This is a genomic window from Bergeyella anatis, assembly GCF_036016955.1.
Lineage (GTDB): Bacteria > Bacteroidota > Bacteroidia > Flavobacteriales > Weeksellaceae > JAYWXI01.
Genome location: NZ_JAYWXI010000001.1, coordinates 1 through 13,105 on the forward strand (window position 1 = coordinate 1; position 13,105 = coordinate 13,105).

Annotated in this window: 9 protein-coding genes and 1 pseudogene; 4 read left to right on the plus strand and 6 right to left on the minus strand. The window is 48.5% G+C overall.

Annotated features, from left to right (window positions below; all coding sequences use genetic code 11):
• The 3 genes and pseudogenes from VQ048_RS00005 to VQ048_RS00015 form a co-directional block, all read left to right on the plus strand.
• Positions 1 to 287 (plus strand): annotated as a pseudogene (locus VQ048_RS00005) (hypothetical protein); the annotation flags it as partial.
• A gap of 233 nt (positions 288 to 520) precedes the next feature.
• Positions 521 to 907, plus strand: a complete 387-nt coding sequence (locus tag VQ048_RS00010) for an HU family DNA-binding protein (protein WP_327609636.1) — start codon at positions 521 to 523, stop codon at positions 905 to 907.
• 229 nt (positions 908 to 1,136) lie between these two features.
• Entirely contained in the window at positions 1,137 to 3,047 is a 1,911-nt protein-coding gene (locus VQ048_RS00015; RefSeq protein ID WP_327609637.1) for a T9SS type A sorting domain-containing protein, read from the plus strand.
• Between the two features lie 57 nt (positions 3,048 to 3,104).
• Here VQ048_RS00015 and trmB read toward each other — a convergent pair whose 3' ends face one another.
• The 6 genes from trmB to tsf form a co-directional block, all read right to left on the minus strand.
• Positions 3,105 to 3,785, minus strand: coding sequence for a tRNA (guanosine(46)-N7)-methyltransferase TrmB (gene trmB, locus VQ048_RS00020; protein ID WP_327609638.1), 681 nt, complete (start codon positions 3,783 to 3,785; stop codon positions 3,105 to 3,107).
• Between the two features lie 43 nt (positions 3,786 to 3,828).
• On the minus strand, positions 3,829 to 4,617 hold the full coding sequence (locus tag VQ048_RS00025; protein ID WP_327609639.1) for a hypothetical protein: 789 nt from the start codon (positions 4,615 to 4,617) through the stop codon (positions 3,829 to 3,831).
• A 124-nt stretch (positions 4,618 to 4,741) separates the two neighbouring features.
• A complete protein-coding gene (locus VQ048_RS00030; protein WP_327609913.1) occupies positions 4,742 to 7,594 on the minus strand; it encodes a T9SS type B sorting domain-containing protein in 2,853 nt (950 codons plus the stop codon).
• 27 nt (positions 7,595 to 7,621) lie between these two features.
• Positions 7,622 to 8,047, minus strand: coding sequence for a hypothetical protein (locus tag VQ048_RS00035; RefSeq protein WP_327609640.1), 426 nt, complete (start codon positions 8,045 to 8,047; stop codon positions 7,622 to 7,624).
• Positions 8,048 to 8,086: 39 nt separating this feature from the next.
• Entirely contained in the window at positions 8,087 to 11,431 is a 3,345-nt protein-coding gene (locus VQ048_RS00040) for an FIDD domain-containing protein (RefSeq protein WP_327609641.1), read from the minus strand.
• A gap of 114 nt (positions 11,432 to 11,545) precedes the next feature.
• Positions 11,546 to 12,367, minus strand: a complete 822-nt coding sequence (gene tsf / locus VQ048_RS00045) for a translation elongation factor Ts (RefSeq protein ID WP_327609642.1) — start codon at positions 12,365 to 12,367, stop codon at positions 11,546 to 11,548.
• Between the two features lie 132 nt (positions 12,368 to 12,499).
• Here tsf and VQ048_RS00050 point away from each other — a divergent pair, with 132 nt between their 5' ends.
• Positions 12,500 to 13,054, plus strand: a complete 555-nt coding sequence (locus VQ048_RS00050; protein ID WP_327609643.1) for a DUF6759 domain-containing protein — start codon at positions 12,500 to 12,502, stop codon at positions 13,052 to 13,054.
• The last annotated feature ends 51 nt before the right edge of the window (positions 13,055 to 13,105 follow it).

Here is a 13,105-nt window from a genome sequence, read left to right on the forward strand (position 1 = left end):
GTTATCACGTGCCTACCCGAGTAGAATGGGAGGCTTACCAGAATTTGCTTACCTCTAAGAATGCGGCAGGTTGGTTTGCAAGCCCTTTAAAGCTCACCTATGCTGGGGACTGGGAACGTACTACGGGTTGGTATCCTGCTCCGGGAACCGATAGCGGTTGGTATTGGTCATCTTCACCTCATCTTTCGTCCTCCGCTTGGCACTTGGGCTTTAGGGATATCGGGAGCAGCCCGCACAATAGCAGCGATCGCAGCTGGGGGCACTCGCTCCGCTGTCTTCAGGATTAGGTGAGCGTTCACATCTGTTTGCCGCCGGCCCGCCGCCTAAGGGCTTGGGGAGGGGCTGCCCGCAACCCCAGGGGGTTGCAGGGGGAGACCCTGGGGGCCTCCCCAAAAAGGCCACCCCAAAAACCAAACGGAGCGCCCCCCTGCCAATGCCCTTCCCAAGAGCGTTGGCAGACAAAGCCCCGTTAAAAAAAGTTCTAAAATCATTTTCTAAAACCAATAAAAAACCAAATACTATGGCAGTTAAATTCAAAGTCATCGAAAGAGGTCAGCCCGGTGTAACCGGCGGCGGCGAGAAAAAGTGGTACGCCAACGCCATTACCGACGGAGAAATCGGTATTGACGACCTTACCAAACAAATCGAAAAATTCTCGGCCCTTAGTGAAGCCGATATCAAGGCGGTTATTATTGCTTTGGAAAACGTCATCCAAAACGCTTTGGCGGATAGCAAAATCGTTCGTTTGGAGAAGTTGGGAACGCTTTACCCTACCTTAAGCAGCGGTGGGGCAGCCACAGAGAAAGATTTTACCCAAAGTCTTATTAAATCGGTAGGCGTAAACTATCGCCCCGGTAAACGCATCCTGAACAGTATGAAGGCGGCAGGGTTCGAAAAAGTAAAATGAACCGCTCCTAATTTATAAGGCTTAAAAAAAACGCCCGCAGGTTTCTTTAGAAACCTGCGGGCGTTTGGTGTAAAACCTGCGGAGGTTTTGGGTAAAACTTGCGGAGGTTTGGGGTGGGGAGAGGAGCGGTATTAACGTTAGCTTAAAGAAAATATAATGTTGCCTTTAAGCGGAGGAGGAGGGATTGTTATAGTTTTGTCGGCGGAAAACCTAATCAAATTACTTACACATGAGGTCTATTATTACATCTTTGGCGCTGTGCGTTGCTTTGGGCAGTGCGGCAGCACCCGTGCAAGACACCCGAACGCTACAAAGGGCTCTCGCAGGGCAGGCGGGGGACGGTACCGAAAAAGCGGAGGGCTTGTTCTTCTCCCAAGGCAGCGAATGGAAGTATTACGACGGCGAGTTGGCGCCGGTAAAGGAATGGACGTTGGCGGCGTTTGACGACGCCTCTTGGGCGTCGGGGTCCGGCAAGATGGGGTTTGGTCAAAAGGACGAAGCCACTGTATTAACAACGGGGCAAGCGGCCTATTACTTTAGGAAAAAAGTGCACGTGGAGGCGGTGGAGGCTTTGGATAAAATTTTTATCCATCTAAAGCATGATGATGCGGCGGTGCTTTACATCAATGGCAAAGAAGTGCTTCGTACGGAGCTGATGCCCTTTGGCGAAATTACCCATACCTCCACGGCTTACCAAAAGATTAACGACCTCTTGCAAAACGAGTTTATTACCTATACGTTGGATAAATCTTACTTTGTGGACGGGGAAAATCAGTTGGCAATTTCGGTGCATAACACTACACCGAAAGATACGGATTTGGCGTTCGATTGTTTTTTTACGCCGACCTACCGCTACAGTCAGGACGGGCCTTACATCTTTTATGAGAACGATAAGGTGGTGGTGAAGGAGGTAACGCCCGAGGGGCTGGTTACCCGGACGTACGACTCGGCGGAGGGGGTGGCCTTTACCTGCCGTATGCCCGAGTGGGGCGGCAAGAGTTTCACGTTTTCGCTAAAGCCTGATCTTCAGGTGGAGCCTTCGGTTTTTTCGGAGACGCCGTCCAAGTTCTTGGTGATTTCGGATTTTGACAATCATATCGAATCGCTTAGCATGGTTTTGTTGGGCGAGGGGGTTATGGATGAAAATTTTAATTGGATTTATGGAAATGGGCATTTGGTGATCTCGGGGGACTTGTTCGATCGGGGGGTGAATGTGACCGAATCCCTTTGGTTGCTGTATAAGCTGGAGACCGAGGCTGCGGCCCAAGGGGGCAAAGTTCACCTGATTATCGGTAATCATGAGATGATGAATATGGTGGACGATTGGCGTTATATCGAAGGGAAGTATTTTACCAATTCGCAGCTGATGGGGCATCGCATGCTGGATTTGTACGGGCCTAATTCGGAAATAGGGCGCTGGCTGAGAACCAAAAACATCATTATTAAATTAGGGGATTATGCGGTGATGCATGCCGGGATTAGTCCTCAGGTGGCTAATGTGTTTACCTCTTACCAGCAGCTGAATGATATGGGGCGTACGCGGATGAACTGGCAGGAATGCCGAGGCGCCTGCGCCACGGTGAACGGAAGCAACGGAATCTATTGGTACCGGGGGATGGCCAGAAATGCGCTTACGCAGGAGCAGGTGGAGGCTATATTGCAAAAGTTTGGGGTGCAACGGGTGATTATAGGGCATACCAAGGGGTCAACGGTGCGTTCGCTTTATGACGGGAGGGTTTTGGCGATAGACATGTACCATGCGGATAATTTTGCCAATGGGTTTATGCAGGCATTAAAGTTTGAGATGGGATGTTTCTATTTGTTCCATACCACGGGGGCGTCGGCAGAATACACTCAAATCGGTTCTTGCGATGTGAGTTTGGGAACCGGGGAGGTGGAAAAAATCGACCTTAGGAATTACCCGAACCCTACGTCGGAAGTCCTGAATATCGATCTTCCCGAGGTGATGAAAGGGGAAAACACCTTCCAAATTATCGGGATGTCGGGGCAGCAGGTGCTTTCGGGAAGCCTTAGCCATACTCAAAAACAGATTGCCGTGTCGTCTTTAACGCCGGGGGCTTATTTCTTGGTGATTCAAGGGGCTCAGCACAGCATTAAGGGCAAATTCATTGTGAAGTAAATCGCGGTTTTACTCCAAAAGGAACCCCCGTTCATCGTACGATGAACGGGGGTTGTTTTATTTCAGCCGAAACTTGATGTAGGTAATGGTTTTACCTTTGGAAGAGAAGAGTTCTTCGTAATAGGTTCGGATGTCTTTCAGCAGCGGGGTGTCGGGTTGGTATTCGGCGGCACCGTAGATGTCGTGATGGGCGGTAAGGATTTCGTGCCCCAGCCCTTGAAGCAACCCCAGCGTGTAGCCGTGCAAAAATTCCGAATCGGTTTTCAGGTGGATGACGCCGCCGGGCTTTAGGATACGGCGGTAGCGTTCCAGAAAATCGGGATGCGTCATGCGGTGTTTGGTTCGGCGGTATTTGATTTGCGGATCGGGGAAGGTAATCCATATTTCGTCCACCTCGTTGGGCTCGAAGAAACAATCGATCAGTTCAATTTGCGTGCGCAGGAAAGCCACGTTGTTCAGGTTTTCGTTTAGAGCCTGCTTGGCACCGAACCAAAAGCGAGCACCTTTAATATCCACACCGATGAAGTTTTTATCGGGAAAGGCTTGGGCCAGTCCCACGCTGTATTCGCCTTTGCCACAGCCTAATTCCAGAACGATGGGATGGTCGTTTTTGAAATGATCCCTTCGCCATTGCCCTTTCAGGTGAAAGCCCTCAAGCGCCTCGTCTCTGGTGGGTTGGATGACGTTAGGAAGCAGTTTGTTTTCTGCAAAGCGAGCCAATTTGTTTTTCTTTCCCATTGCTTCAAATTTTCAGGCCGCAAAGGTAAGGCAAAAAAGTCAATTAGTTGGCGATTTGGGTCAAATTGGAGTGACGCAGGCGTTTTTGGTAGATGGGGAGGTATTTTTCGATATAGACGGCCGTGGCTTCGATGTTTTGGTTTTCGATAAGCAGGGCGATATTGTCGGAGGCATACACGAATTGCAAAAAGTTGTCAATCATGTTTTTGGGGATTTTGATATTGGTGAAATAGGCTTCCCCGAAGTATTCTTTCATGGCGGTAACATTGCGTTGCATCCGCTCGTATTCGTAGAGGCGTTGTTTTTTCTTGTGTTCGCCGGAGATCATGTCGTATAAGCTGCTCAGGCTGAAAGAGAGGCCTCCGCCTTGGAAGGCAGCCAAGGGACCAGCCGTTGGTTGGGGATGGCTTTTGGGCTGGGGAAGACCGATGATGGCGGCAATTTTCATTTCTTTTTCGTGATGTTTCAGGGAGAGCACGTCTTTTTTGAGGTTTCCGCTGGGCTTCCATCCGATAATAACTTCTTTTATTTCGTAGTAGCCGGGTTTCAGCTCGATGAGGTTCATCTTGGTGCCGAGCAGTGCGTTGGTGAGTTGGATGTCCTTTCGCTCGCTGATGATGGAGGTAAAACGGATGACGTCGCCCGCCTTGGCGTTAATTTGAAACTCGCCGTTGTAGTTGGAAAGGACGGTTTTCTGCTCGGTGAGGTTGGTCACGTACACCTGATTGAGATACAGGGAGGCATTTTCGCGCATAAAAACCTGGCCGCTGAAGGTTTGGGCCTGAAGTTTCGAGAGCGAAACAATGAGCAGTAAAAAAAGAATCTTCCTCATAACGCGTTACAAAAGTACTATTATTTCTTTCCAATCCGAGCCTTTTGGATCGCCGGATAAGGTTAAAGTTATATTAAAAAGTAACCCGTTTTTGCTAAAATAACTTAAATATGACGCTTGGCGTTTACCGGTTTTTCACGAGGACCCATCCGGAGAATTTTTTTTGTTCGAGGGTTTCGGGTTCGGTCCATTGGATGAGGTACCAGTAGGTGTCTGTAGGGACGGGTCTTCCGGCGCTGGTTCCGTCCCAATGGAGGGGGTTGTTTTTGATTTGGGCGATGAGTTTTCCGAACCGGTCGAAGATTTGGATGGAGACGTCTTTTTTGATTTTGAGATCGGCGTAATCGAGGCGGTCGTTTTTTCCATCGCCGTTGGGCGTGATAACGTTGATGAGGTTAAGGATAATGAATTCTTTTTCTGCGATTAGGCATTGATTGGCGTCTTTTAGGAAGGCGGTGTGGGTTCCCCGTTGCACTTGATGGAATACGGGGTTTTCGCTCCAGTCTTTTCCGTTGATGGAAAAGAGGTAGGGCGGCGTTCCGCCTTGAGGGTGGAGGGTTACGGACTGTCCGTCCACATCCACGTGGCTGATTTTAGGGGTTTCGGCGGGCAGGACGTCCACGTATTGTCGGAAGACGCATCCGTTGGAGAAGAGATCAACGTAATAGTTTCCTACCGGTACGTTATGAAGGACGGGCTCTGTGCTTCCGTTGCTCCAGAGGTAAGCGTCGAAGCCATCCCCGGCGTCGAGAGAGGTTAGGCTTTGAGGGCAGATGGTGGTATTTTTTAATGAGGATGAGGGATTGGGTTGTTTTAAGATGAACGACAGAACGCCGATTTGGGGACAATAGTCGTTGCTTTCAAAACGGAGGAAGAAGGATTGGTTTCCCGTCAGGGGTTGGTCTTCGGGGATGGGGTTTATTTTCTTTTGGGCGTGGTCTAACGAGGCGTAGAACGTCGGGAGGAGATGGTCGTGGAAATTTTCGGCGTAATCCCCGAGTCGGATATGGATTTGTCCGCTTCGGTTATTGTCGCAAAGCGTTATAGGCTCAACGTTTTTGAGCGGTAGCCTTTCCTTGAATGTTAGGGTGAATCGGGTTTGGGCGGGAGGACATCCGTTGGGGCTGATCACTTCGACGATGATTTCGGTGGGTTTGGAGAATTCGAAAAGGTCGTCCAATTTCACGGAGGGGTTAAGGGCATCGTAATAATTTACTTGGAAGGCATTGGCGTTAGGGACGATGCTCGGGGTGATGTCGGAAAATCGGACGGTGGCTTTTCCGTCGAAATCGTCATCGCAAAAGCTTCCATCGAAGCCGGAAGCATCGGCTTGGGGCGAGAGGTATTTTTCGAGCGTGATTTCGGCAATCGAATGGCAAAATGTTCCTTTTTGGGCCAAGGCATATACTTTCGCCAACGAGGTGGTGTAACGTTCGGGGGTTTTTATCTTTTTTTCCAAGTTTTTGGTTTGGGCATCTTCTAAGTTTTCAAAATAGTCCACGGAAAGAGAAGAATCGCTATTGATTTCGGCCTCCAAAAGATTAAAGATAGCCGTATCGCCGGTGAGGCAAGACTTCAGAGTTGCATTTTTCAAGGCGATGTTTTCCAGTGCAAGATTCACCACGAAGATTTCAGAATCGGGATAGCGATCCTCGCCCTCAAGGTAATAGCTAAAGCGGTCGCTTGTCCCCGGAGGAGCATCGGCATTGGGGGTATAAGTTATCCGTCCCTGATCAAACGATAGGCTTCCTCGAAGAGGCGATTCAATGACTTTAAAGGAGGATGCATTGGGCGATTGTCCGGATTGGGTGAACGTTGGGGTTATCGTGAGAGGGCTGCAGAGGGCGTATTGGGTGGAGGAGTTGGTGGTACAGGAAAGCACCTTAAAGGCGGGCGAATTAATTTTTCCGCAACTACTTGTTCCCAATACGCAGCGGAATTCTCCGACTTGGGTAGGCGTATAGCGATAGGTGTTGGCTGAGGGGAGATCCTCGAAGGTATTGGTTTCGGGGTTTAATTTTTGCCATTGGTAGGCTTCAAAAGTGTCATCGACTTCCAAGGTGATGCCGGGCAGGCATTCGCCCGTTTTGGTAATGATGGGCATGGACGAAGCTCCGGCAAAATAACCTCCGTAGCCGATATGTTCGCTTCCTGCCGCAATGCCGGCGGTTACGGCGCGGTTGGAGGTGATGGTTACGGTTCCCGAAATATTGGGAACGGAAAAAGTAACCCATTCTTCGCTTCCCGGAACGTTGTAGGGGCCGTACACTCCGTTAAGGAGGGTGGGCGGATTTCCGTTGATGCTCATGTTGACGGTGGCTCCTTTTTGCGAAATGATGTTAAGTTTGGTGTGGTGGTGGGTGATGTACTGTTCGGTTCTGTTAAGGATAATATAGCCGGGGTTTTCGTCAATGAAGGCAATTTCGTCAATGATTTTGGGGAGGTAGCAATTCAGCGGGGGGATGTAGTTGAAGCCTCCGGCCGCCAAGGATCCCGAACCCGACAAAAGCTGAAAAACCGAAATGTTGGCGGAAGCGCGAATGTAGGCAATGGTGGGGGTATTATTTTTTACGATAAATGCAGAGGAGGGCAGTAGAAGGTATTCGCCTTTGTTTAATGTGGCGTAAGGGGAAGGGGCGTCGTTAAAGAAAATTTGGGTATTGTTTTCGGTGGCGATGAGAAGGGCTGATTCCATTCCGCTATCAATATCGCCGTTTCCGCTCATCAGGATAAACTCTCGGCCGAGCCTTTCGACGGGGATGTTCTGATCCATGAGAATGTCGGAGCCGGAGAAGGTGTCCACATATTGGCCGTTGTAGTTTCCGTTGGTTACGGCGATGGGTTTGTTGGCGATAATTTCGCTTCCGATTCGGCTGTTGTCCATAGGGGCGCCGCCGAGGAGGTAAGATTCTCCACGGTTGAGGGATATTTCTTGGCCGAAGAGCTTCACTTGGGTATGGTCTTCGGTGGCAATGATACCGACGGTGTAATTTAGTGGTGAGAGCTACGTAGCAAAAGGAGCGTAAGCGACAAAGAAGTGTTGTCCCAGCCCGGCGCGCCCCTTACTTGTGATGATTTCGGCGTGGTTGACTTGGGAGAAGCGGAGATTGGCAAAAAACTTTTTTTCTCCGAAAACGTGCAACCCTAGGGTGGAAGGGGAAGTGCTTTCTTCGGTGCTTACCATTTTGTTGAACGGCAATACGACGGCTTTCGGTTGGCCTTTTTGGATTTGCACCGAATCCAAAATTTGGTTGTTGTTTTCAATCTTGACGTAAAAAGGATTGGCTTCGTTTGTGGAGAGGTAAAGCCTTATTTCGTCTTTTCCGTTGCTGGAGGTCATGTACATGGGAGCAAACCAATGCTCGGTGTCCAGTTGGCAATAAATCCAGGAGGTAAGACAGAGGAATAGGAGGCTATAAAGATTTCGCATGGATTATTTTTTGTAAAAATAGGGGATTTATTTGGGTTTTTACCGGTTTTTCACGAGGACCCATCCGGAGAATTTTTTTTGTTCGAGGGTTTCGGGTTCGGTCCATTGGATGAGGTACCAGTAGGTGTCTGTAGGGACGGGTCTTCCGGCGCTGGTTCCGTCCCAATAGAGGGGGTTGTTTTTGATTTGGGCGATGAGTTTTCCGAACCGGTCGAAGATTTGGATGGAGACGTCTTTTTTGATTTTGAGATCGGCGTAATCGAGGCGGTCGTTTTTTCCATCGCCGTTGGGTGTGATAACGTTGATGAGGTTAAGGATAATGAATTCTTTTTCTGCGATTAGGCAGTTATTGGTGTCTTTTAGGAAGGCGGTGTGGGTTCCCCGTTGCACTTGATGGAATACGGGGGTTTCGCTCCAGTCTTTTCCGTTGATGGAAAAGAGGTAGGGCGGCGTTCCGCCTTGAGGGTGGAGGGTTACGGACTGTCCGTCCACATCCACGTGGCTGATTTTAGGGGTTTCGGCGGGCAGGACGTCCACGTATTGTCGGAAGACGCATCCGTTGGAGAAGAGATCAACGTAATAGTTTCCTACCGGTACGTTATGAAGGACGGGCTCTGTGCTTCCGTTGCTCCAGAGGTAAGCGTCGAAGCCATCCCCGGCGTCGAGAGAGGTTAGGCTTTGAGGGCAGATGGTGGTATTTTTTAATGAGGATGAGGGATTGGGTTGTTTTAAGATGAACGACAGAACGCCGATTTGGGGGCAATAGTCGTTGCTTTCAAAACGGAGGAAGAAGGATTGGTTTCCCGTAAGGGTTTGATCTTCGGGGATGGGGTTTATTTTCTTTTGGGCGTGGTCTAACGAGGCGTAGAACGTCGGGAGGAGATGGTCGTGGAAATTTTCGACGTAATCCCCGAGTCGGATATGGATTTGTCCGCTTCGGTTATTGTCGCAAAGCGTTATAGGCTCAACGTTTTTGAGGGGGATTCTTTCCTTTAGCGTTAGGGCGAATTGGGTTTGGGCGGGAGGACATCCGTTGGGGCTGATCACTTCGACGATGATTTCGGTGGGTTTGGAGAATTCAAAAAGGTCGTCCAATTTCACGGAGGGGTTAAGGGCATCGTAATAATTTACTTGGAAAGCATTGGCGTTAGGGACGATGCTCGGGGTGATGTCGGAAAATCGGACGGTGGCTTTTCCGTCGAAATCGTCATCGCAAATGCTTCCATCGAAGCCGGAAGTATCCACTTGGGGCATTGGGTAAGCCGTAAGTTGGACAGGAACAGTAACCGAACAGCCCAACGTTGAGGTTATTCGGGCATAAACCGTCCCGGAGGGGCTTGGGTAGGCTGACGGATTACCAATGGCTTGGGTTGCGGTTTGATCGGTGTAGTATGCGATGCTTGCGGAGGTATCCGAAGTTACTTCGGCAGAGGTTAAATCGAAAATGGCCTTACCATCAGCGTTTTCGCAGGCGTTTAGAGCCGCTGCTTTGGCGGCGAGGGTTTTCAAATGGACAAAAACTCTGAAGAATTCCGAGTCGGCCGGAGAGCCGTTGCCTTCGATGGAGTAAACAAAAGTATCGGTGGTATCGGCGGATAAATTTTCATCGGGCGTGTACAGAATGCTGCCATTTGAACCGAGGGAGACGATTCCGTAACGCGGAGCCACAATGATTTTGGTTTTTTCGGGAACGGGCGACTGAGCGGAGGCGCTAAAGACCGGCAGGAACTCTAAAGAGTTACAAGTTCCTTGGTTGTAATGGGCTTCGGTGATGGGAGAGCAAGAGGTGTAGACATAAGCTTCTGTCGTTTTGCTGTCGCAACCGTATTTGGTGATTCTAACGGAGTAGATTCCACTGCCGTAATCCTCGGGACGGAGGAAGTAACGGTTTTCGCCGCTGAGTAGAATGTCGTCTTTATACCATTGGTAATTGTCGTAAGAGTCGTCCACCTGAAGGAGAACGCCGTGATAACAATCGCCCGTTTTGGTAATGACGGGAACCGAAGAAAAACCGGCAAAAAAACCGCCGTAACCTACATTTTGGCTTCCTCCTACGATGCCGGCTGTAACGGGTTTGTCGGCTTTTACGGTGATATTGCCCGAAACATTCAGGTAGGTGTAAGTTTCCCAAACGTCCGTTCCTTCCACGGGGTAGGGGCCGAAACCGTCGGTTCGGAGTGCATTGTTCTGAAAAAGGGAAACTTTGGCGCCTTTTTGGGCGATAATATTCATTTTTGTGGTGTGGGTTTGGTTTAATCCGCCGGTGGAGTAGCTTCGGTTTTCGTCAATGTTTCCCAGTTGGTCGATGGTATTGGGAAGAAAACAACTGAGCTGAGGGATGAAATTGAATCCTCCCGAGGCTTCGGGAATCTCGCTGCTACCGGCTAAAATTTGATAGACCACAATGTTTTTAGTCGAACGGACGTAGAGGTTGTACAGGCTGCTCGATCCGCTGGGGAGAAGGTAATGTTCACTGCCGATGAATGCAAATTCGCCTTCGTTCAAGACGGTAAACGGGGTGGTCTGTCCATTAAGGTAAACTTCGGTTTGGTCTTCGGTGGCGATAACCAATGTTTTTTCCATTTCGGAGGGCAGGGCGGCGTTTCCGTTCACAATAACATACTCGGTTCCGACCCGATTGGTGGGTACCGACTGGTCCATGAAAATATCGAAACCTCTGGAGGTAATTTGCCCGCTGAACACTCCGTTGGTGAGGCTTATGGGTTTGTTACTGGTGATTTTGACTCCGATTAATCCGTTGGTTGAAGCATTATTGCCTTTATCGTTGTTGGCTTCAAAAATATAGGACTGTCCGCGGTTCAGGGTAATGGTTGTGGTGGCGGGAAGGGTCTGCTCGTTTACGAAAACAAGTTGTTGGTCGTAGCCTGAGAGTTGGATGGTGGTTTGGTCTTCGGTGGCAATAATTCCCAGCATGTAGTTGGAGTTACCGGGGGAGAGTTTGGGCATGGCAGCAAAAAAAGACGTTCCGAGAGCGGCTATGCCTTTGGATGTGACGAATTCGGCGTGATTTCTGACGGAAAAACGGAGATTGGCAAAGAAGCGTTTGGGGCCCACCAAATGCAGCCCTTTGGTGGAAACGGTCATTTTTTCTTCGGCACTTTCCGTAATAATCAGGTTTCGGGGGATTTCGTAGATGGCAGGATGGTCTTTGCTAAGGGTAACGGTGGCCACTAAGATATTGTGGTTGTAGATCTGCACATCGAACGGAGAAGGTTCTGGTGTGGAAAGGTAAACGGCCTGAAAGTTATTATTAGAATTTGAGGGGTAGTTGCTGCCCATCGGCGCAAACCAGTGCTCCGTATCCAATTGGGCACGAAAGACCAAAGAACATAAAACTAAAACAAAAGCGAATATTTTTTTCAATTTCTTTAGATTTTAGAATGCCTCAAAGGTACTGATAATAAAGCAATAGCCGAAAAAAAAACTCCACCCTGGAAAGGGCGGAGTTTTTTAAGTTGATTGGTGCTCTAGCGGTTATTAAGCAAGAGCCACTCGGATAAAGTCGGTAACTTTAAGGTCTCCATTAACGGATTTAACGTAGTCTGCTACAGACTGGTTTCCGTCTTTAATGAAAGCCTGGTGAACCAAAGTGTTGTCTTTGTAGAATCTTTGAAGTTTTCCTTTAAGGATGTTTTCAATGATGTTTTCAGGCTTACCTTCTTTGATAAGGAGTTCTTTCTCGATTTCCAATTCTTTGTCGATGGTTTCCTGAGAAACTTTGGTTTCGTCCAAGGCGATAGGGTTCATTGCGGCTACCTGCATGGATACGGATTTTGCGGCTTCTTCGGCACCGTCTACGTTAGACGAAAGCGCTGTGATAGCTGCAATTTTGTTTCCGGCGTGGATGTAAGCTCCCAAGAACGCTCCTTCGATTGTTTCAAAAGAACCAACCTCGATTTTTTCACCGATTACTCCGGTTTGTTCGGTTAGTTTTTCGGCTACAGTGATGCCTTTATAGTCGGCCGCCAAGAATTCTTCTTTGGTTTTTCCAAGTGCAAGCTCGGCAAGATCGTGCGCCAATTTTACGAAATCTTCGTTTTTGGCTACGAAATCGGTTTCACAGTTAAGGGCGATAACCACCCCTTTGGTTTTATCTTCGTTTACTTTTGCGATTACGGCACCTTCGGTAGATTCTCTATCGGCTCTGTTCGCAGCTACTTTTTGTCCTTTTTTTCTAAGGATTTCGATGGCTTTTTCAAAATCGCCTTCGGCTTCGGTTAGTGCTTTTTTGCAGTCCATCATTCCTGCACCTGTCGTGTTTCTTAGTTTTGCTACGTCTGCAGCTACTGGTGTGTACATATTGGTATTTATTTGTTTAAAAATATTTAGACTATATTGGCCTCGTTTTTGAGCGCTGCAAAGATAATAAATTAAACGTAAACTAAAAACGGACTTTTTGCGTTCAATCTCTAAATCTAAAACTTTTCGAGGATGTTTGAGAAAATACTTTTTTTGATGGTCGTGTTCTTTTCGGTGGCTTTTTCTGCTCAAAATTATACGGTGGAGCAGGTGGAAAAAACCACGGATCCCAAGGTGGTGGCTAACTTTGTTAAAAACAATCCGGATCACGAGAAAACCCCTGAGTTTAAACGGAAACTCTATGCGATGATTAATGGCGGAAACAGTGCGGTGGCCAAACCCAAGGTGGAACCGATTAACAGAAAAGAGGTGGCTTCGCAAGCGAAAAAAGGATCGGGAGTGAGTGAAAAAGACCAGCGTACCGCCGAAATCCTCACGCATTTGCTTAACAATAATTCCAATAGTCGGCAGGCGTATTTGCATATCCGAAATCGTTCGAAATGCAATTTGGTTCTGAAAATCAGCGGAAAAAAGTTCTATAATCTGACAGTGCCGGCGCAGAACGATAATTATATTTTACTGGACAAAGGAAAGTACACTTTAACCACGTCCATTTGCGATGCGAAATACACTTCGGTAAAGGAGGTGAATTCGGATTTGGAAATTACGTTGGGTTCGGGCAAATAAAGTAAGGCTATTCTTTTTTGTGAAGATTGGAAAGGGGACTTAGGTTTTGTT